This window comes from Brevibacillus brevis (genome assembly GCF_022026395.1).
Taxonomy (GTDB): Bacteria; Bacillota; Bacilli; order Brevibacillales; family Brevibacillaceae; genus Brevibacillus.
In genome coordinates, this window is record NZ_CP041767.1 from 5394314 (window position 1) to 5419050 (window position 24737).

General features: G+C 46.4%; 4 protein-coding genes. All 4 read right to left on the reverse strand.

Translation table 11 applies throughout. From position 1 onward, the window contains the following. Positions 1–15: 15 nt before the first annotated feature. The 4 genes from FO446_RS25555 to FO446_RS25570 all read right to left on the reverse strand — a co-directional run bounded on the left by FO446_RS25555 (position 16) and on the right by FO446_RS25570 (position 24623). The gene (locus tag FO446_RS25555) at positions 16–2007 is read right to left on the reverse strand and encodes a condensation domain-containing protein (RefSeq protein ID WP_232774014.1); all 1992 of its coding nucleotides are present in this window, start codon (positions 2005–2007) and stop codon (positions 16–18) included. A gap of 79 nt (positions 2008–2086) precedes the next feature. Then, positions 2087–11629, reverse strand: a complete 9543-nt coding sequence (locus tag FO446_RS25560) for a non-ribosomal peptide synthetase (protein ID WP_237899449.1) — start codon at positions 11627–11629, stop codon at positions 2087–2089. 10 nt (positions 11630–11639) lie between these two features. Beyond that, complete coding sequence (locus FO446_RS25565) at positions 11640–18755, reverse strand: amino acid adenylation domain-containing protein (protein WP_237899450.1); 7116 nt, start codon at positions 18753–18755, stop codon at positions 11640–11642. A gap of 903 nt (positions 18756–19658) precedes the next feature. Next, positions 19659–24623: an Ig-like domain-containing protein gene (locus FO446_RS25570; RefSeq protein ID WP_237899451.1), complete on the reverse strand. Its 4965-nt coding sequence runs from the start codon at positions 24621–24623 to the stop codon at positions 19659–19661. Positions 24624–24737: the final 114 nt, after the last annotated feature.

The window sequence follows — 24737 nt, forward strand, 5'->3', positions numbered from 1 at the left end:
AGTGCACCTCTTTCGCTACAGAAATAATTGTTCAAAATCATCACTGGTCAGGAATTGACTGTTCAGATGACTGACAATCTCGCGGATTCTTTGATGCGGCTCGGCTGTCACATTTTCCAACAAGTATTCATATTGGGTGCAAATCCGTTGCACAGTCTCTCTCTTGAATACATTCGCATGATAGGTAATGGCACCATTTATGTGATCGATAGTTTCATGGATGCGGAATTGAAAATCAATCGTGGAGGGATAGTCGTTGTCACTCATTTCAAATAAGAGTTGGGGCTCATGAGGTATAGGAAAGGACACTTGATGATAATGGGCTTCTTTTAACTTGCTTTGTACTTGCAAAACCAAATCGCCAAATAGTGGATTGCCTGACAGATCCGCTCGTAAAAGCAAGGCGCTTGGGACATCCTCGCACTCGTCCCACCCCGCACGAAATGCCAAAGCCAAATCCTCCTTCTCGGTTTCTGCATACAAAAGTACGAGAAATGCGGTCATGAATATCGCATAGGAAGACGTATCCCAAGCTTCAACCAGTTGAGAGATCCCATTCTTCTGCAAGCATGGCCATTCAAACGTTTCTTGCTCGAACTTTATGGAGGCGGTAGAGAACGGGGTGACGTCCTCCGGCAATATCTTGAGGGAAGGCAAACCATATACAGGGATGGTTTCGCAATCATTTTTCAAAAGAGACAGACTGGTGCGTTCAAAGTCGGCAATCCATTTGGCAATGGTTTCTTCCTCCAAAATATCCGCATTGTATTCGAATCCTGCCAATATGTCATGATGGTTGTCCTTTTCAACGACCAAGCATAAATCATACTGGGATACATCTTTGCCAATCGGATAGGTGCTTACGGTAAGACCATTGCTATCAAACGTATTTTGGGCATTTCCCAGCATAATGGCTGCATTTTGCTTAATCGCTTTTTGATGGACGAAAGCCGTTGAAAAAAAGGACGCATATTTTTTATCGCGCTCATATTGCAACTCAGCTGCAATCAAAGAAATGGGATAGTTTTGATACTGTGAACATATAGACAACTCTTCATGTATTAGCTTGGCCAACTCACGAAGCGAGCTGTTCTTTGGAATTTTGATTCGCAGGGGAAGCATCACCATACACGGTCCCATGATCGTATGAAACTCTCTTTTCGGTCTGCCGTACCTCGGTACGCCAACAATGATGTCGTCTTGCCCAGCTATCCGATAAAGAAAAGCACTAAAAAGAGATAAATAAATGACATCTGTAGGGTATTGATTCTGTTTATGATAAGCAATCAACTCATCCCGGAGTTCGCGGGTAAACGTAAAGAATGATATCCCCCCTTTAAATGAAGGGGTACCAGGACGTTTTTTATCTGCCGGTACTTCTAACCTCTCAAGAGTCCCGCCCAATTTCTTTTTCCAAAAATCTCTCGCAGCTTCGCCTTCTTGGCTGTCTATGTAATTCTGTTCCCACTCCACAAAGTCTGCGTATTGGTGTATTTGTGGTTGCAACTCGTGATCATTGCCCGTTATCAGTAGTTGGTAGATCATCGTAAATTCATCGAGCGTGAGCGAGACACTCCACCCATCAAAGCAGATATGGTGAAACTTGAAGCTTAAAATACTGCCGCTTTCTTTATAATCCAGCAATCTGCAACTGAATAACGGCCCCTCTTCTAGCGTAAAAGGTTTGCTGAATTCCTGATGAAAATACTCTCTAATCCTCGTGTCGTCCCAGGTAGCGGAAGACACATGTTCAAAATCCAATACGGGCTCGCTATATACTTTTTGAATGGGCTCGTCTTCCAAAACAAAAATGGAACGATAGATTTCGTGGCGTTTCACGATCTCATAAAGAGCACGGATTGTAACCGATACATCCAATCGACTTTCGAATTGGAACAGATACTGCTCCTGATAATAAGGACTCATTGGATAGACCAAATCGTGTAGATAGTAATCTTTTTGAGCCTCAGACAGAGGGATGGTTTTGACAAAAGTTTTATCCATCATTCGTAATCTCCCCGATACGCAGTTGCGTAATGGTTGGGCATGCGGCTCTCACCAGCATGCCCCAACAGCCATCATCTAGTTAGCTGAAAAGTTCATTGAAATCATATTCTTCAACCAGGTTTATTTGAGACAAGCGCTGCATTGGATTGTCGATCATTTGGCAGATGACATGCTTTAGCTGATCCAGTAACGTATCCATGGCATTCTCGCTGAATGCTTCCGTGTTGTAATGTGCCGTTAACGTCAGTTGGTCTTGACGCGTGGACAAAAATAACATCATATCCAATTGATCATCTTGAACGAAGTGACTGCCTTCGTACGTTTGGATAATCGCTTCATCCAGAAAACGACGTAACGGACATTCCGTAAAGGTAATTTCAGCTGATTCAGGCGGATTGCTCGATACGTGTTGTCCAATAAAAACAATGGAATACAAATTCTTCTTATCGCCTGTGGCAGTATGTTGATCCTCTACGACCAAATTGTACGGATACTCTTGATTCTCGTACGCACCATATGCGGTTTCTCTTGTTTTGTTCATCATTTCCAGTACGGTCGGGTTGCCAGACAAGTCTGTACGCATGGCGACCGGATTGATTAGCGGACCAATAATTCCTTCAAGGTCCGTCTGCGTACGGCCAGATAAGGTCGATCCGACAGTAATGATTGTTTGATCCGTGAGAAGTGACAGCCAAATGTTGATCGCCGCAAGCAAGCTCGTATAGACGGTACCACCAGCCATTCGGGTCAATTCTAAAAGCGATTGGCCCGTCTCTTGCTCAATGGGAAGCGAGGCTACATTTGAAATTCGGTTGCCGTGTGTAAACGACTGTGTCTCTCGCGGTATGAACGGCGCATCTACATTTTGTTGCAGCTGTTTTAACCAATAGTCCCGTTGTCGGTTCAGTTCTCCATTTTGCAAGCGTGTTTGTTGCCACAAGGTGTAATCCATATAATCCAATGGTTTGGAAAACTCCTTTTGCACGCCGCTCTCTACTTGTTGATACATGTCCGCGAGATCATTGATAAACACATCTAACGACCAGCCATCAAATCCAATATGATGAGCACTCAAGATGAGGAAATGCTTCGACGGTGTCATTCGGTACAAAGTCATCCGGAAGAAAGACTCTCTTGAAAAATCGAATGGCTTGTACAGGGCGGATTGCAAATCGGTTTTGATGCGCTGCTCGCCTTCCGTCACAGATAATGCAGACAAATCTACAAACGCATTCTCCACCTCAAGGTCGTCATGCACTTTTTGATACAATTGCCCTTCGTTTTCTATAATCGTCGTGCGCATGATCCTGTGACGTTCAAACATGAGGGCCATAGCCCTGTGCATAGAATGACTGTCAACGGGACCCGCTACTTCAAAGAGGTAAACACCTCCTACTGCTTCTTGGTCACTGAATTTTGCATGGAACCATTGTCTTCTCTGCCCGTGGGATACTTCGAATAAGGAGACATCTGTCTGATTTTCCACTCGCGACACTTCATGGATGCGTGTATTCGTCTCGCTGCCTTGCTTGATCTCAGATATACGGGCAGCAATCGCTTCAATGGTTGGAAACTCAAATATCGTGCGCAATGGAATGTCCATCCCAAAAACGGTCCGCATGCGGGAAATGACTTGCGTAGCCAATAAGGAATGTCCACCTCTATCAAAGAATGAGTCTTTGATCGAAATCTGATTCACCTGCAATATATCGCACCAGATGCAGTGGATAAGCTCCTCAGGTATCGTGCGTGGCCCGATGATCGAGAAATCGCTTGATTTAACCGATGGTAACTCCAGTCTATTTCGGTCAATTTTCCCACTCGTCGTTTTGGGAATGCTGTCCAACCTCATGAAATAAGTTGGAATCATATAAGCAGGCAAGTGCTCCTTCAGGAATGCCCGCCATTCGTTTACATCCCCGTCCCCCACGATATATGCGGCCAATTCGGTAGCTGACCTGTCGTTTTTAACAGAAATAACGGCTGCTTCACGAATGGACGGATGCCTGCTTAATGTGGATTCAATTTCACCCAATTCCACCCGCATGCCTCTAATCTTGATTTGATTATCTTGTCTGCCTACGAATTTAATGTTGCCCGAAGGCAGGAAGTATCCCTTGTCGCCGGTTCGATATATTCTTTCTCCTGGTACAAACGGATTCTCCATAAATACTTCCTGGGTTTTCTCGCTATTATGCAGATAGCCTCTGGCCAATCCAAGGCCACCAATATAAAGGTCGCCAATGACGCCAATTGGGACAGCCTTCATATTGTGGTCAAGCACATAAACTCTGTTGTTATCAATCGGCTTGCCTACACTCACACAATCCTTTTCCAGCGCGTCCATTGGCGAGCATGTGTAAATGGTGGAGTCAATCGATACTTCTGTGGCCCCCCACGTATTATGGAGTTTGGCATTGAGCTTTTTAAAGAACCTGCCTACTGTTTCGGGTAAGAGCGCCTCACCACTGGAGATGACATTTTTTAATTTGTGCAAGTTGGCTGCATCCTCCGGGGTAAGGGCGTCCACAAACATATTGAGCATGCTCGGTACAAATTGAATGCACGCAACCTGATAGTGAATGGCAGCCTGGATAATCGCCTCAGGGTCCCGATGCAGCCATGGTTCCAAGAGTGATATCCGTCCCCCTACAGACAATGGCCAAAAAAACTCAACAGCTGCATCATCAAATGTTAAGGTTGTTTTTTGCAGAACAGACTCACCCTGCTCCAAGCCATGTTGTCGCTGCATCCATAACATGCGATTTACCCAACCAAAGTGGAGGTTTTCCACGCCTTTCGGGTTACCCGTCGAACCTGACGTGTAATAAATCGAAACCAAATCTGTCGGTTTTACGGTTTGCTCCGGCAATCCCTCTGGCATGCTTGCTATTTTGTCTTTTTCCGCATGAGAATCTATACATCTGACATGAGTGGCTTGTCCAAACAGGTGCATGAACTCCGGCTCAGATAGACATATGTTGGTTTGGGAGCTTTCCAACAGTTTCGCCATCCTCGCTTGCGGCATCTCTGTATCCAGAGGGAGAAATGCTCCGCCAGCCTTTACGATGCCGAGGATCGAGATGACAAGCTCAATAGAGCGATTCATACAGATCCCGACAGGCGTATTGGGTCCAACACCCAGCATCATCAAGTAGTGCGCCAACTGGTTAGAACGTCTATCCAATTCTCGATAGGTTATTGTTTCACTCCCGTATTCTGCTGCGATGAGTTCTGGTGTCTTTTTTGCTTGTTCGATAAACAAATCATGCAGGCATGTATTCTCCGGAATGGCGACTGCTGTATCATTCCACTCCACGAGAATTTTGTGACGTTCCTCCTCGCTCAACAATTCGAGCAAAGCCATCGGCACGTCCGGTGCGTTCACAAGCTCTTGCAACCAATTCGCGAAGTGGTCTGTCATTTTTTCAATCGTGGATGGATCAAATAAATCCGTGTTGTAGATCATGTTCATTACGAGACCGTCCTCAGACTCACCCATGGATAACTGAAGATCAAATTTCGCCACATTGATCTGAACCGGCATTTTCTCTAATTGACCACTGGACGAATGATAGACATCCGCTTTCATTTCTGCCCAAGTGAACACCGTCTGAAATACCGGGGAGTAGCTGGTATTGCGTTCCAGTTGTAGTATTTCGACGATTTTTTCAAACGGGACATCCTGGTACTCCTGTGCCTGTAGCGCTTTTTCTTTTACTTGGGAAAGCAATTGCTTGAACGTTGGATTATCTTGGAGGTTCGCCCGGTAGACGAGCGTATTGACGAAAAAGCCAATCAAGCCTTCGATTTCCTTTACATTTCGGTTCGCTATGGGGCTGCCCACCAAAATATCAGTTTGTCCGGTATATCTGGATAAAAAGCCTTGGTAAGCGGCCAACAGGGTCATAAATAAAGTGGTATTCTCTTGCCGACTGAACGCTTTCAGCTTTTCAAGCAGTTCAGTTGCCAGCACCATCTTGTGCATATTTCCGGCATAGGTTTGAATGCTTGGTCTTGGTCGATCGATTGGCAACTGCAAGACAGGAAGCTCCCCTGACAACTCCGCTTTCCAATAGTCGAGTTGTTGCCCCATCACCTCATCCGTCAGCCATTCGCGCTGCCATACCGCGAAATCTGCGTATTGAATCGGCAATTCTGCCAGTTCCGCACGTACCCCGCTCTCTGCTTCCTCGTAAAAGGCCAGCCATTCTTCCGATAAGATATCCTCTGACCAACCATCAGTTATGACGTGATGCATCGTGCACAGCAAAAGGAACTGATCCTCCTCAACGACGATTAACTTGGCTTGAATCAAAGGTCCCCGCTGTAGATCAAACCTTCTGTCTGTTTCCTGCATGATAAAGTCGTGAATTTGCACTTCTTTTTCGGCGGCAGATCGATCTCGTAGATCAATCACGGGCAATGTTCGATACACATGCGGTTCAATGATCTGAAAAGGTTGGCCCCCTTCATTCGCAAACACAGTGCGCAAGATGTCATGGCGTTGAAGAAGCGCATTCCACCCTTTCTCCAGTGCATGCACATTCCACTGCCCAGTTAAGCGCCACATGTGTGGAACGTTGTACGCCGTACTCTCCGGCTCTAATTGATGCAAAAACCATAGACGCTGCTGGGCATGCGATAACGGCAACTTTTCCCGATACGAGGCTTTCACAATAGCTGGTGTCCGTTCTCTTTTGCCATCCCGGCCCAACTCCATGATTTTGGCACCCAGGCTTGCGATTGTCGGGCATTCAAACAAGATGCGCAACGGGATAGACAACTGGAATGCTTCCTGCAAGCGGGATATGACCTGCGTCGCTAGCAACGAGTGTCCGCCCAAATCGAAAAAGGAATCGTGGATGCTCAATCGTTCCGTTTCCGTTTTTAAAACTTCACGCCAAATCTCCGCGATCCGCTTCTCCGTATCCGTACGTGGTGCGACAAACTCATCCTTCGTCGTACGCATTTCTGGCAACGGCAATGCTTGACGGTCCACCTTCCCGTTAGCTGTAAGTGGGAAAACGTCCATTTTCACAAAATAGGTAGGGACCATGAAAGACGGCAATTGTTCACTCGCATACCGCTTCCATTCATCGACCTCCCCGTCTCCCGCGAGATAAGCAATCAGCCGTTTATCATCCGCTCCATATTCATGTACAAGGACGACGGCGTCTCTTACGCCCTCATGCTGACTGAGGACAGCTACAATCTCACCGAGCTCGATCCGGTTTCCTCTTATTTTTACTTGATTATCTTTTCGCCCGATAAACTCGATTCCTCGCCCCGGCACATATTTCACCAGGTCGCCCGTCCTGTATAATCTCGCTTCGGGGTCCTTTTGAAATGGGTGTGGAATAAATTTCTCTTGGTTCATCTCTGGTCGATTCCAGTATCCGATAGCTAGTCCCTTGCCTCCCACATATAATTCGCCCACAAGACCAACAGGAACGAGCTTTTGCTTATCGTTTAGGATAAAGACCTCGGTATCATTGATGGGTCGACCAATCGGAACAGAATGTTGAATCTCGCTCTTTTGTGTAATGTGATAAAAGCAAGTAAATGTCGTGTTTTCTGTCGGGCCATACCCGTTAATCACCAAAGTATCTGGTAACATATCCAAGGCACGTTTCGCATGCTTGGCAGACACGATGTCGCCGCCCGTCAGCAATTGACGCACTCCCCTTAAGTCTTCAATCCGGTAATCGATCATTTGATGAAAAACACCTGCGGTTAGCCATAGCGTACTGATTTTCTCGTCACGCAGCACCTGTCCCAACTCTTCCAGAGACAGACTGTGATATGGATAAATCACCAATTTCGCGCCATTTAGCAAGCTCCCCCAGATTTCGAAGGTCGCCGCATCAAAGGAGATCGAGGCGAGTTGCAGCATGGTTTCTTCCGGTGTGAGTGATACATAAGAAGCATGCTTCGTAAGCCGGATGACCCCTCGATGCGGGATGAGCACCCCTTTCGGATTTCCTGTCGAACCGGATGTATACATCAAATAGGCAAGGCTTTCCGAAGTCATACTCTCGCCCAGATTTGCATCTGATTCCTTGCTGATCTTGCTAGCGTCCAGATCGGGACAAACGATTTTCAATCCGTCCGGCAGTCTGGGCACCAAGCTTTCTTGTGTCAGCACAATCGAAATACTTGCATCTTGCAGCATATAAAGCAATCGTTGATCAGGGTAGGCAGGGTCGAGGGGAACATAGGCACCGCCTGCCTTTAAAATAGCGATCATACTGATGATCATTTCAAACGAGCGATCCATGTACAAGCCTACTCGGCTATCTGCTCCAACCCCGCGCGATTTTAAATAATGCGCCAATTGATTCGCTCTGCTGTTAAGCTCTCTATAGGATAGGCTATTGCCTTTGTATACGAATGCAGTGGCGTCAGGATGAAGCTCGACTTGTTCTTCAAATATTGTAGGGATGGAATCTTGCGTGGAGACGGTAGCCTCCGTCTGATTCCATTCCAGCAAGAGTTTGTGACGTTCTTCCTCGCTCAACAATTCCAGCAAGGCCATCGGCACATCTGGTGCGTTTACAAGCTCTTGCAACCAATGCCCGAAGCGGTCTGCCATTTTTTCAATCGTGGATGGATCAAATAAATCCGTGTTGTAGATCATGTTCATCACAAGGCCAGCCTCGGACTCACCCATGGATAACTGAAGATCAAATTTCGCCACATTGATCTGAACCGGCATTTTTTCTAATTGTCCACCGGACGTACGATAAACATCCGCTCCCATTTCTGCCCATGTGAATACCGTCTGAAATACCGGAGAGTAGCTCGTATTGCGTTCCAGTTGCAGCATTTCTACAATTTTTTCAAACGGGACATCCTGGTACTCCTGTGCTAGAAGCGCTTTTTCTTTTACTTGGGCAAGCAATTGCTTAAACGTTGGATTGTCTTGGAGGTTTGCCCGGTAGACGAGCGTATTGACGAAAAAACCAATCAAGCCTTCGATTTCCGTTACATTTCGGTTTGCTATCGGGCTACCTACCAAAATATCAGTTTGTCCGGTATATCTGGATAAAAAGCCTTGGTAAGCGGCTAGCAGGGTCATGAATAAAGTCGTATTCTCTTGCCGACTGAGCGCTTTCAGATTCTCAAGCAGTTCGGATGCCAGCACAATCTTATGCATACTTCCGGCATAAGTTTGCATGCTTGGTCTTGGTCGATCGATCGGCAAATGCAAGACAGGAAGCTCCCCGGACAACTCCGCTTTCCAATAATCCAGTTGTTGGCCCATTACCTCATCCGTCAGCCATTCGCGCTGCCATACGGCGAAATCCGCATATTGAATCGGCAATTCTGGCAGCTCCGCACGTGTTCCACTTTCTGCTTCCTCGTAAAAGGCCAGCCATTCTTCCAATAAGATATCCTCTGACCAGCCATCCGTAATGATATGATGCATCGTGCACAGCAAAAGGAACTGATCCTCTTCAACGACGATTAATTTGGCTTGAATCAAAGGTCCTTGTTGTAGATCAAACCTTTTGTCTGCTTCCTGTTCGATATAGTCGTGGATTTGCTCTTCTTTTTCGTCAGCAGATCGATCTCGTAGATCAATCACGGGCAACGTTCGATACACATGGGGTTCAATGACCTGGAAAGGTTGCCCCCCTTCATTCGAAAACACAGTGCGTAAGATGTCATGGCGTTGAAGTAACGCATTCCATCCCGTTTCCAGCGCATGCACATCCCATTTTCCTGTTAAACGCCACATGTGAGGGACATTATAAGCCGTACTCTCCGGTTCCAATTGATGCAAAAACCATAGACGCTGCTGGGCATGCGATAACGGCAGCTTGTCTCGATGAGAGACTCTAGCAATAACTGGTATCCATTCTCTTTTGCCATCCCGGTCAAGCTCCGTAATTTTGGCATCCAGGCCTGCGATCGTCGGGCAATCAAACAAGATGCGCAACGGGACAGACAGTTGGAAGGCATCCTGCAAGCGGGATATGACCTGCGTCGCAAGCAGCGAATGTCCGCCCAAATCGAAAAAAGAGTCATGGATGCTAAGGCGCTCCACCTTTAAAATTTCACGCCAAATCTCTGCGATCCGCTTCTCTGTATCCGTACGTGGCGCGACAAACTCATCCTTCGTCGTACGCATTTCAGGCAACGGCAATGCTTGACGGTCTACCTTCCCGTTGGCTGTAAGCGGAAAAGCGTCCATTTTCACAAAATAGGAAGGGACCATGAAAGGCGGCAATTGTTCACTCGCATACCGCTTCCATTCTTCGACATCCCCGTCCCCGGTGATATAAGCAATCAGCCGTTTATCATCCGCTCCATATTCATGTACAAGGACGACAGCGTCTCTTACGCCCTCATGCTGACTGAGGACAGCTACAATCTCCCCGAGCTCAATCCGGTTTCCTCTTATTTTTACTTGATTATCTTTTCGCCCGATAAATTCGATTCCTCGCCCCGGCACATATTTCACCAGGTCGCCCGTCCTGTATAACCGAGCCTCGGGGTCTTGTTGAAAGGGATGCGGAATAAATTTCTCTTGATTCAACTCCGGCCGATTCCAGTACCCGAAAGCGAGTCCCTTTCCCCCCACATATAATTCGCCCACAAGACCAACAGGAACGAGCTTTTGCTTATCGTTCAGGATAAAGACCTCGGTATCATTGATGGGTCGACCGATCGGAACGGAATGTTGAATCTCGCTCTTCTGTGTAATGTGATAAAAGCAAGTAAATGTCGTGTTTTCTGTCGGACCATATCCATTAATCACCAGTGTATCCGGTAACATGTCCAAGGCTCGTTGCGCATGCTTGGCAGACACGATGTCGCCGCCCGTCAGCAATTGACGCACTCCCCTTAAGTCTTCAATCCGGTAATCGATCATTTGATGAAAAACACCTGCGGTTAGCCATAGCGTACTGATTTTCTCGTCACGCAGCACCTGTCCCAACTCTTCCAGAGACAGACTGTGATATGGATAAATCACCAATTTCGCGCCATTTAGCAAGCTCCCCCAGATTTCGAAGGTCGCCGCATCAAAGGAGATCGAGGCGAGTTGCAGCATGGTTTCGTCCGATGTGAGGGTTACGTAAGAAGCATGCTTCGTAAGTCGAATCACCCCTCGATGCGGGATGAGCACCCCTTTCGGATTTCCTGTCGAACCGGATGTATACATCAAATAGGCTAGGCTTTCCGAATTCGTGCTCTCTCTTACATTCGCATCTGATTCCTTGCTGATCTTGCTAGCGTCCAGATCGGGACAAACGATTTTCAATCCGTCCGGCAGTCTGGGCACCAAGCTTTCTTGTGTCAGCACAATCGAAATGCTTGCATCTTGCAGCATATAAAGCAATCGTTGCTCGGGGTAGGCAGGGTCAAGCGGGACATAGGCCCCGCCTGCCTTTAAAATAGCGATCATACTGATGATCATTTCAAACGAGCGATCCATGTACAAGCCTACTCGGCTATCTGCTCCAACCCCGCACGATTTTAAATAATGCGCCAATTGATTCGCTCTGCTGTTAAGCTCCTTGTAGGTAAGGGTTGCATCTTTGTATACCAATGCAATGGCATCAGGATGAAGTTCCACTTGTTCTTCCAATAATGCGGTAATGGAATCTTGCATACAGCACCTCCTAATGATTACTCCACATTTCCAGCAGTTGCTTTTCTTCCTCTTCTGAAATCAGTCGCAAGCCTTCTATAGACTCCTCAGGATATGCCATCACTTGTTCGAGCCAATTCACAAAATGTCCGATCATTCGTTCTATGCTGGACGGATGAAATAAGTCCGTATTGTAGCCAAATGAAATCGTCAACGAGTGCTCTGAATTCACTTCTATGGAAATGGACAAATCAAATTTGGCAACCTTGATGGTGCTTTTCACTGGTTCAATTTTTCGGTTTGGCCATTGCTTTACGCTCCTCAGGTGGGTCTGCATTGTAAAAATCGTTTGAAAGACAGGAGAGTAACTTGCATTTCGCTCCGGCTGAAGGACCTCTACTATTTTTTCAAAGGGCACATCCTGATTTTCTTGCCCGCGCAACGTTTTTTCTTTGACTTGGGCCACCAATTGCCTGAAGCTTGGATTGTCTTCAACGTTCACTCTGTAAACCAGCGTGTTTACAAAGCACCCGATTACCCCTTCCATTTCTTTTCGAGTGCGATTCGCGACCGGGCTTCCTACCAAAATGTCTGTTTGTCCGGTATAGCGAGAGAGAAAGCCCTGATAGGCAGCCAGCAATGTCATGAACAGAGAAGCACCCTCTTGTTTGCTGAAAGCTTTTAGTTTTTCTAGTAATGAAGGGGCCAAATCGATATGCTGCATGTCCCCTGCATATGTTTGAATGGCTGGTCGTGGACGATCGAATGGCAACTGAAGCACCGTAAGCTCATCTGCAAGTTCCTTTTCCCAATACACCACTTGCTCTTTCATCGTCTCATCCGATAACCATTGTCTTTGCCATACTGCAAAGTCTCCGTATTGAATGGATAGCGGTGGCAGATTGGCAGGTGTTCCGCTGATTGCTTCTTCATAAAACGCCATCCACTCGTCCAGCAAGATATCCTCTGACCAGCCATCGAACACAATATGGTGGACCGTACAAAGCAGTATATACTCCGATTCATCCTGCTTAATCAGCTCGGCTTCAATCAACGGCCCTTGACTCAAGGCAAATACGCGATCAGCACTCCGTTGAATATAATGCTGGACCTGCTTCTCTCTTTCATCCGCAGATAGACTGCTTACATCCACGACAGGCAGTGCTCTTGGTTGATGCGGCTTAACGAGCTGTACAGGGACGCCATTTTGTTTTGCGAATACGGTACGAAGCATTTCATGACGTTCAATCAATTGGTTCAATCCTTTTTCTAAGCCGGCAACATCCCATGAACCGCTTAAGCGCCATACATAGGGAATGTTATAGACGTTGCTTCCGGGCTCCAGTTGGTCAAAAAACCACAACCGGTGCTGCGCAAAAGATAACGGGATCGGTTCCGTTCTATCCACTTGCACGAGAGCAGGCAATTGAACCATTTTCTCGCCTTGACGCAATTCGGTTAGCCGCTTCGCCAAGCCCTCAATGGTCGGGCAATCAAAGATCGCTCGGAGGGGTAAATGTTGACCAAACACCGCTCGTATTCGCGATACAACCTGTGTTGCCAACAGGGAATGCCCGCCCAATTCAAAGAACGAATCATATACCCCAATTGGGTTTACTTTTAAAATTTCACTCCAGATGAGTGCGAGCAATTCTTCCGTTGAGTTTCGCGGCGCAGTGTAGTGATGGTTTACAACATGGACCTCAGGCAGTGGCAATGCTTTACGATCCAATTTGCCACTCGATGTAAGCGGCATTTCCTCCACCCGTACAAAATAAGAAGGAATCATATAAGGCGGTAATTGTTTTTGTAAATGGCTTTTTAATGTCTCGATCTCTGATGCCCCACTGAAATAAGCGATTAATCGTTTATCCCCCGGCTCATATTCATGGGCAATGATGGCAACTTCTCCTGCCCCCTGCTGCTTCCTCATAACCGCTTCGATTTCACCTAATTCAATCCGATAACCGCGAATTTTCACTTGATTATCCATACGCCCGATGTACTCAATATTGCCGTCTGGCATCCACCGCGCGTAGTCACCTGTCTTGTATAGCCTTTCAGATCGATTACCAAAAGGATTCGGGACAAAACGTTCAACTGTTAACTCGGGCCTTCCGATATACCCTCTTGCAAGTCCAATGCCCCCAATAACCAATTCGCCCATCACGCCTATTGGTTGCAGGTCGCCTTCCTTATTGAGGATATACGCTTGAATATTATCCATAGGCTTACCGATGGGGATTACCTTGCTATCGGCCTGGCAATCATAGTAGGTCACTTCAATTGTCGTTTCCGTAGGACCATACAGATTAATAAGCGTCGTATGGTTCCGTTGCCCGATTAATCGATGAAAGCGTTGAACCTGTTCCGTACTCAGAGCTTCCCCGGTTGTATAAACTCGCTGTAAAGTTTTGATTTCCTCTGCGCAATCAACGTTTTCCAAATGATCTAAAAAGATGCTGAGCATAGAAGGAACAAAATGAATATAGGTTACTTGGTGCTGGGCTACTGTTTTGACGATAAGCTCCGGATCTTTCTCTGTATGGGGAGCGAGGAAACATAGTTTGCTGCCAGTGAAAAACCATAGGACTAATTCCGTTACGGAAACATCAAAACAATAGGGCGTTTTTTGCAAGATGGTGTCATGCTCGTTCATAGGGTAGCGATGGACCATCCAGTTCATCCGATTGACAACCGAGCAATGTTCGATCATGACTCCTTTTGGTGCTCCCGTCGAACCTGAGGTATAGATGACGTACGCCAAATTTTTCGAATGGGCAACCGACTCAAGATTATCGCATTCTACATCCTGATCTGGCCTATTCTCTTCCAATAACAGGACAGGTCCATTGAAATCAATCGCTGTCTTGAATTTCTCCTGCATGACGACGACCTTCGTATCGCTATCCCGGAGAATGTAGGACAGCCTTTCTTTCGGAGCCGCTGTGTCCATCGGCATATACGCTCCACCCGCTTTTAGAATGGCAAGAATACCAATCATCATGTCGGGAGAACGCTCACTCATTAACCCTACTAATGTATCCGGCTTCACTCCTAGATTTCGCAATTTGCTTGCCAGGAAGTTTGCCCGGTTGTTTATTTGCCTGTAGGTCCATTGTTCGTTGCCGAATACAACCGCCATTCTCTCTGGCGTCCGTGCAGCTTGCTCCTCGAAGATTTGATGGAGCGTTTTCTGATCCTCAAACGCAACTTCCGTATCATTCCACTCTTGGAGGATTTGATTCTGCTCAGAAGCGGTCAGCATAGGCATGGAATGCAGCGTCCGGTCACTGTGCGTAAGAACGCTTTTCAGCAATTCAATATAATGCGCAAACATGCGGCGCATGGTAGATTCGTCATACAAATCCGTATTGTATTCCCAGTCAAGGCTGATACTTCCGTATTCATCCTTTGTTAAAAGGGAAGAAGAGAGCTCCTCGTGATTCGTCACCACGACGTTGATATCGAATTTGGCCGATCCGTTGCTAATGCCTTCGGTGAGTTGAATATTCAGATTGGATACAGGCAAATGAGTGACTTTTGCATCCTGGAAACTAAACATGACTTGGAATAGAGGGTTGCGACTTTGATCACGCTTCAGTTTCAACGCATCGACTACTTGATCAAAAGGAATCTCTTGATTCTCGTACGCTTCCAAGGCTGACCTCTTCACGTCTTGCAATACATCCCGGAACGTCATAGTGTCGGTAAATTGCTGACGGATCACAATATTGTTAACAAACATCCCGATCAATTCTTCCGTGTCTTTCCAACGCCGATTCGCGATACCCGAACCTACAATAATGTCTTCTTGGCTGGAATAACGATGGAGCAAGGTTTGAAACGCAGCCATCATGACCATAAAGAGGGTCGTGTTTGTTTTCATGCAGTAATCACGCAGTTGAAGATACAGCTCTTCCGGTATTAATTGGGTGAACATATTCCCGTTAAAGGTTTGATTGACTGGTCGTGGCCGATCAGTGGGCAGTTCCAGAACCCCATTGGCTCCTTCCAGTAGATTCTTCCAGTACGTTAGCTGCTTGTTTTCCTTGCCGCGCTTAAACAGCTCATTTTGCCATACGCAATAGTCTGCAAATTGAATCGGCAATTCAGCCAATGGGGACGGTTTATTTTCAAGATAGGCACTGTACAGCGTAAACAGCTCTTTTAAAAATTTGCGGAATGACCATCCATCATGAATCAGATGATGCTCCACAAACAAAATGACAGATTCCCACTCAGAAATCTTGTAAACAATCCAGCGCGCCAATGGTAGCTGCGAGATATCAATCGGCTTTTTGATCTCCATTTGAATCAGTCTTTGAACTTTTGCAGCACGATCACTCTCAGGTAAGTGCGAAACATCGATAACAGGCAATTCCACATCGAATGGTTCATAGATCACCTGATACGGTTGTCCATTTTTCTCATGAAAAACGGTTCGGAATATTTCATGTCTGCGCACAATCTCCGTAAAACACTTATTGAGAATAGGGAGCTCCAGCCTCCCACGCACTTTCATTGTGGCTTGAAAAATATAAGCCAAGTTATTGGAACTTAACTGCTCTAAAAACCACACTCTTTCTTGCGAATAAGAAAGCGGCAATTCTCGATCTCGTGATACCCTTTTGATGGCAGGGAATGCATCCACTGCATTTACCTCATCTGCGTTAGCTATGATCGGTACGATGCTCCGAATCGTCGGATAGGCAAACAGAGCAGACAACGGAATCTCTTTCTTGAAAAGAGCACGGATTCTCGCAATCATTTGAGTCCCCAACAACGAATGTCCACCTAATTCAAAGAAATGATCCTCGACTCCAATCTCATCGTATCCGAACAAATCCTTCCAAATATCCAAGAGCTTCGTTTCCCATTCAGTTTCCGGTTTTACATATTCCGTCGAAACATGCGGGCGACTATTGCCTACCTCTGGCAGTGATTTACGATCAATTTTTCCGCTGGGTGTAAGCGGGAAAACATCCATTTTCACAAAATACGCTGGAACCATGAACTCTGGAAGCTGAGCTTTCAGATAATCACGCCATTCTGTTATCGTTCCAGACCCGACCACATAAGCGATCAGCTTGTTATTTTCATAGGCGTCTTTTTTCGCCACAATGATTGCTTGTTCCACAGTCGAATGATTGCCTAACGTAACTTCAATTTCCTCCAGCTCAATTCTGTACCCTCTCACTTTTACCTGGCTGTCATTTCGCCCGATATACTCCAAGTTTCCGTCGGCCAAGTACCGAACCAAGTCTCCCGTTCGATACAAACGCGAGTCTGATCCTGGACAAAACGGGTTGGAAATGAAGCGTTCCTTTGTCAATTCAGGGCGGTTCAAGTAACCTCTTGCTACGCCTGATCCGCCGACATACAGTTCTCCAGCAACTCCGACAGGTTGAATTTGCAAACGGTCGTTCAACACGTATAACTGTGTATTCGCATTCGGTTTTCCAATGGGTATTTGCGTGTGCTTATCATCTGAATGGCATGGGAAGCTGGCCACCTCGACTGTCGTCTCAGTCGGCCCATACGTGTTGTATAAGCTTGTACCATAAGGAATCGTCAATAGATCGATACTTTTCGCAACAACATGAGGCGGAAGCACTTCCCCTCCAACTGTGACGTATTTCAAAGAGGATAATGCAGAAGAAGAACCCTGATTTTCTATATAATCCAATACGGCTTTCAACATTGACGGAACAAACTCAAGATGGGTAATTCGATGCGTCTCGACTGCTTTCACAAGCAAGGCGGGGTCCTTCTCATCGCTACTCGGGAGAATGTACAGGCTAGCACCTTTTAACATCCACCAAAAGAGTTCCCAAACAGAAGCATCAAAGGAAACAGACGTTTTTTGCAAAAGCCTGTCCGTATGTAAAAGAGGACTGCGACTCTCCAGCGTTTGAAGAAAATTCATAACGGAATGATGCTCAATCATTACCCCCTTGGGATTTCCTGTCGAACCGGAGGTATAGATGACATAAGCAAGATTGTGGCCGGTTACTTCAATTGCAGGGGGCTCCGTGCTTTCATTCGACAAATTTTCGCAATAATCCAACAATTTTACCCCTTTTATTCCGTCAGGCACTTTTGTTGCGGACGCTTCATCCACAATCACTACTTGTAAAGCTGCATCTTCCATAACATAGTGGAGTCTTTGAACAGGATAAGCAGGATCGATCGGTACATAAGCGCCTCCTGCTTTCAACACACCTAATATGCTCACGATCATTTCTATGGAACGCTCTTGGCATATCCCCACCAATCCTTCAGTCGTTACCCCAATCTTCCGGAGGTAATTCGCTAGTTGATTTGAGCGGATATCCAATTCCCTATAAGTCATCTTCTCTTGCTTAAAAACGAGCGCGATGGCATCGGGATTGCGATTGGCCTGGAAACTAAAGGCAGTCATGATTGTATCAGGAACATTCGTGGGTTCGTCATTCCTGCACCAGTCGTCTACCAATTCTCTCTCTTGGGATTTGGCTATCAGTCTCAACAAATCGATAGGCGTTTCGACATCAGTGATTGCTTGTTCAATCCAGTTGCAAAAGTTCTCGATCATTCGTCGTATTGTTTGTTGTGTAAACAAGAAGGAATTATATGTGAATGTTATGCGCATGCCCTCGGCCTCTTCGACATCAACACGCAGCTCTACATTTGCTATTTGGGAGTCGACAAAAAGTCTGTTATCCTTATCCCCGGCTTTTCCCACTCTTAAAAAGGTATGAAATAATTTCGTAGTTTCGGAGTTGCTAGCAGGCTCCTCCTCCAACACATTATCTTTGACCTCGTTCAACAGCTGCTTAAAATTCGACGTTCCACCAACAATTACTCGACTTGTAAAAAAGGCAGAGCTATCACCTGCTATCGTACCAATCCGAATGTCGTTTTGCCCCGTATATCTGTAAAGATAGCTATAGTATGCAGCTAAGAGTAGTGTAAACATGTCAGTCTCTTCTTGCATGCAAAGTAATCTTGCTTGTTCCCCCACCGTTTTTGACAAGTCAATCGATTGCGTCTCTTCCGCATAACGAGCATTATTCAGTCTCGGGACATCAAACGGAAGCTGTAGCAATGGAGCCTCTTCTGCCAATTCTGAAAGCCAATGCTTCACATGATCTTTCATGGTCATGATTATCCTCCCTTTTTGAGCTTGATAATGAAGGGGGAACCCTCTAAAATGGTGAAGTTCCTCACCCGCTCTGCTTGATCAGACTTTAAAAATGGATATTGGTCGGTAAGCCTCCCCCTCCTTTACAAAGTAGGCGTTGACTCAGCGAATCGTCCATGATAAAGACCGGACACCCGATTCGTTAAGGTGAAGCAAGTAAGCAGCGTCAAAAAAGGTCAGAATAGTTGACCAAACAAACATGTTGTTTCCTAATTTTATTGGGCATGTTCAAAGCGGCTACAAACGAGATGTGAACGGGAAGGTAAGTGAATCGAATTGCTATGAATTCGTGAAAAAGTGGAGTAGTGTTTGGAATACTGTTGAGTATGAAACACCTATGCAGGACAGTATTGCAATTGAATGGTAAATTGTTCCTTCGAATCGTGGAAAGGTAGCTTCAGATTCTACTAGGAAGAGGGAATTTTTAGAACAATTACCTAATCAAAGTATAAAATGTAATAGATTACCAATTAGGTACATTATACCATATCTGAATTTTATGTCAAATCATAGCGTATCCATTGGTTTATTATAAAACAAAAATAGACATGTTTACCTTCTCGGGTAGTCTGGTGTAGAAATTCATCGATACCTGAGAAGGCTGAACATGTCTATTTTTCCATTAACCTTGAAAAAGGGTATACCCTCCTACTACTATCGAGACTGCAAATAATATACCAAAGTACCACTTCGTAAATCGAAGACTGAACCACGAGCCTTCCCACCATAAGATCCCGAAAAAAATTGCCCCAATCAGGATGCTACTTGCAAAAGCAATGAGTGCATTTTCCATCTTTCTTCACCTTTTAAAACAGAATGGAAAAGGGGCTGCCCTCCACGGTAGATCGAACAGCCCCTTTTTATTTACCTGACTGTAATGTGAATCGTAATGGTCTCGCCGCCGTATTCCACTGTAATGGTTGTTTTACCAGATTCCAGTGCGGTCACGACACCATTTTCTACAGTCACAATCTCAGGATCTTCCACTGTCCATTCGGCATCCTTGGTGACGATCTCCTCGTATCTATTTTCATAGACCGCATACAGGACAATCTCTCCAGTATTGTCTGCCTCCAAGCCCAGCGAAGAGCGCGATACTCGCAAATCTTTCACTTTCTTTTCCTCTACGACGAGCACACGATTGGTTACCTTTTTACCGCCGTATTTCGCAGTAATGACAGCCTTCCCTTCAGCCAGCGCTGTCACTTTTCCCTCTTTTGTTACCTCGATGACCTCTTCGTCGCTAGAGGACCAAGTTGCTTTCCCTGTCACCTCTTCGGTGTTCTTGTCATTGAAGACGGCTGTCAGCGTTAGCTGCTTCTCTTCATCGATCTCCAGCACCAAATCCTTGAAGGAGGTCGTCAACGAACGAATCGTTTTCGTAGAAACCGTCACCGGAATCTCCAGCTCCTCGCCCATATAGCGAACGATAACGATGTCTTCTCCCTCTTCTTTGCCTGCCGTAATGCGACCCTGCTTGACGGTAACCAACCCGTTTTCCGTGTCGTACTCAACATTTTTGTCTCGCGTGATGTCCTTGCGTTTTTTGCCTTCTACCTTATAAACTCGTAAGGTTGTGGTTACTCTCGGCTTAATCCAGAAGGACGGTTCGTTTGTTTCCAACTGGAAGGTGGGTATTTCCTTAACGGTTACTTCCACCGAAGCGGTTTTGTTCCCGTCTACGGTCGTCACTGTAATCGTCGCAGTTCCAGGAGCTACTGCCTTGATCTTACCATCCTCATCTACCTCGACGATCTCAGAGTCGCTGCTTTCCCACTTGACCCGTTTGTTGGTGGCATTCGTTGGTTTTACTGTGGCTCGAAGGCTTTCTGTATCGCCAACACGCAATGTTAACTGCTCTTCCTCCAGCTCAACTCCGGTGACCGGCTCTCCTGTTGGTGGATTCGGCACATTTGGCACGTATAGCTCAATGGAATCATCCAGTTCAACGGTGTTTCCTGCCTGGTCGCGAAGCTGGATCAGAACCTTTTTCATCCCATTGCCATACGGCAAGTTCCACGGTACCGTTCCCGTCACTTTTTCCCAGCTGCTCCACTTGCCTTGGTCATTGGAGATACGCATCTCGACATCTCCCAAATTGTCCGAAGCAGTAACATGCAGTCTCACGCTGGTGGAGCTGGTTAGACGATCATCATTGTTGATGACGAACGTTCCTGTTGGTGCTGTTTTATCCAAAGTAAACGTGATCTTGATTTCGTTACCGGAAGCATCTACAACCAGTAGTTCATGCTTACCTTCACTTGTTACCCGGTCGCCACTTGCAAACGGAGCACCGTTCAACGTCGCGGTTCCTTCGTTGAATGTGATTGTTACGTCATCTTTGTAAATACCTTTGTCCTCGACTCCAGTAACAACAGGCGCATCTGCATCCAGCTCGATCGTATCGGAAACGGTTGTAATGTGCCCTGCCCTGTCTGTAATCTGCATCTCGACAGTCTTGGTTCCATCACCGGACTTCAACTGCCATGCTTTGGTCGCAGTTACTGCCTCCCAATCGCTCCAGTCGTTGTCACCATTTGCGAAGCGGATTTGTACATCACTGGTACTGTCGTTCGCTGTGATAGCGAGCGTAACATCACGAGACTTGGTGGAATTGTCTCCGTTATTGATCGTGATAGATCCAGTAGGCGCCAACACATCCAGTACAATCGTATCACTTAGCTTTGTGACGTTCCCCGCTTTGTCCCGCAGCTTGACATAAACCGTTTTGGTACCGTTTATGCTGCCATCAGCCAGCTTCCATGCTTTTGACTCTGCAAAACGCTCCCACGTACCCGAATTGTCATCGGCGTTAGAGATCGCCATTTCAATGTCGTTCGTATTGCCTGACGCAGTGAGTTGCAGTGTAACGTCTTCTGTTTTCGCAAATTCGGCTCCGTTATCAATGCTGAGCGTTCCAGCCGGTGGTGTTTTATCCAGCGTGAAACGAATCGTCGTGCGATTTTGCGCATCATCTGTGACGACCAACTCATACGATCCTTCCGCAGTGACGACCGAACCGCTCGTAAACGGATTGCCGTTCAGTAATGCTGTTCCCTCGCTGAAGGTAATCGTTACGTCGCTCGCATAGACACCGTCCTGGGCGACTCCTGTGACGACTGGTCCAGTGGAATCCAGCGTGATTTGCTTTTGAAGGGCCACTTGGTTTCCTGCCGGATCTCTCAGCTCGAGATAGACCGTTTTGGTTCCATCACCACCGCTTAGTTCCCATGGAACGTCGCCTTTTGTCGGCGCTGTTTTCCAATCGCTCCACGTCAGGTTGTCATTCGACAAGCGCATTTCCACACCATGAGTATCAGCCGACTCCACACTCAACGTAACCTTGCTCGTGTTGGTATACGATTGACCTTGATTGATCTCAAAAGCCCCCGTAGGGCTGGTCATATCGAGTGTGATCTCATCGGTAAAGCTGGCTATATTCCCTGCTTTGTCCTTTACTTCCATGGAAACCGACTTGGTTCCGTCCCCCGTCAGCAAGTTCCACGCCTTTGTTGTGGTCAGCGTTTCCCAAGCAGTCCAATTGGCTGGATCGCTCGTATCATGGGAAAAGCGCATCTGTAGTTCATTGCTGAAATCGGTAACGGCAATTTGTAATGTGGTTGTAAGTGTATTGGTATAATCGGCGTCACCATTGATCTTGAGACTGCCCGACGGCTTCGTTTGATCAATCGAAAATGCAAGCATTGCTGTATTGCCCGCTTCATCCGTGACAATCAGCGTATAAGCGCCATCGTCATTGACGATTTCTCCGTCAGCTATCGTCTTTCCGTTCAAGGTCGCCTTTCCTTCGTTGAAGCTGATCGTCACACTCTGATTGTACAGCTTGTTGTTCTCTACCCCTGTGACTACAGGCGCAACCGTATCGAGTGTAATTGTTGTCTGTAAATCATGAGTGTTGCCAGCTTCGTCGATCAACTGTAGATAGACCGTTTTCTGTCCATCCCCATTTGTTAGCTTCCAAGACTTGGCGGTCGCCACATCCTCTAGCGCACTCCAGCTGATGTTATCGTTGGACAGCTTCATTTTCACCCTGCTGGAAACGTCAGTGGCATCGATTTGCAAAATGACATCTTGGTTATTCGTATGAGTGGCTCCGTTATTGATCGCAAGTGTTCCAGTCGGCGCGGTTTTATCCAGGGTAAAGGTTACCGTAGTCGTATTCCCCGCTGTATCCGTCACTACCAGCGTATACTTGCCCTCCACACTCACCTTTGTGCCGCTGACAAAAGGAGCACCATTCAATGTTGCTGTGCCGTCGTCGAAGACAGGTGTGACATCTGCCGTGTAGAAGCTGCCATTCGCTACCCCTGTCACAACAGGTGGCGTTTTGTCCAACACGATGGTACCAGATGTATAATACATATTCCCTGCACCATCACGGAACTTCGCGTAGACCGTTTTTTGCCCATCTCCGCTAGCCAAGTTCCATTCCAGCTTGTTGTTGACAGGAACAGGTATCCAGCTACCTGTAAAGCTGTTATCATTCGACAACATCACTTCTACAGGGCCGTTCGCATCACTTCCCTGAATGGTAAGCTCCACCTTTTCTGATGAAGTGGCTACGTTCCCATTATTGATCTCGATAGTCCCTGCCGGAGGTGTTATATCCAGCACAATGCTATCCTGCGCTTTCAGGACAGTTCCTGTTCCGTCACGCAGCTCCATGAAGATCGTTTTGGTCCCTTCGTTTGTCGTAAAGGTCCACATTACAGGTGTCGCAAACGACTTCCATTCGCTCCAAGGACCGCCTTCCACGTTCGTCAAACGATATTCGGGCTGGGCTGCGTCAGGATCATCATGGGCCATGGTGAGCGTCACATTTGGTGAATTCGTAAACGCAGCACCACCATTGATGGTAACCGTTGCTGTCGTTGGTGGTTCATCTACATCCGTCACTTGGATGTTCATCACCTTGGTGAATATATTGCCAGCCGAGTCTGTTGCGGTGATCGGTACAGCGTAAGTCGAGCTCGTTTCAAAATCAAACGTTTCTGTCGCCTTCAGTTGATTTCCGTCAACAGTAAATGGCACCGTAGGGTTTTGAATATGGAACGAAGCGGTGTCTCCTTGATCAGGATCTACTGCCGAAAGCGTACCAACTACCGCTCCTATTTGATTGTTTTCGGGAATCGAATTGGACGATAAGAGGATATCGGTTGGTGGAGTGTTAAGAGCATACGTGATTTCTAGCTGTGAAGCATAGCTAACATTTCTTTTGTCGTAGAAAATGATTTGAGGCTGATACAAGACAGGAACAGGTGGTGCTGTTTGTCTTCCTCTTAAAACAAAGGTAGCTTTTTTGTCTGGAATATTACTCATGACAAAGCTGGTTACATCAAACGATTTCCACCCTGTGAAATTAGTAGGAATAAACTCATTTGTTATGATTCTTTCCTGATACGAAGGTAGCACAGTCGCAAAATCATCGTTCCAATTGTCATCAAACGAGCCCCATAGATCAATGAAAGGCATATCTCCGCCTGTTGCTTCTACCTTATGCACATAAATTTTCAGAACAGCAGACTGAATTTTCCTCTCACTTTTCACGCCGCTCAGGTCAAAACGTAGAGCAGCATTCGCAGCCCCATAATCCCCACCAGAGTCTCGCGCATAGCCGACGATCAGCGTATTGGGAACACCCTGATAATCCAAGCCATCAGGATAGGCACCAAACGCATCCACGAACTTGTCTGCCTCTACTCCAATCTCTAGAAGTTCCGCTGCGTTGGCTTTTTCTTGAATAAGCATAGGTTGGACAATTGCAAACAGCAAAGTAAATACCAACAAACGAGCCATCATTCTTTTCATCAATAACGTTGTCCTCCTTCCTTCTTCATTTCAACTCCCCCTACTGTCGACACATTCCCCCAGCAAAACATCTGGGTGAAACAAAAATATGGTAACAACAGTCTTTTGCAAAAA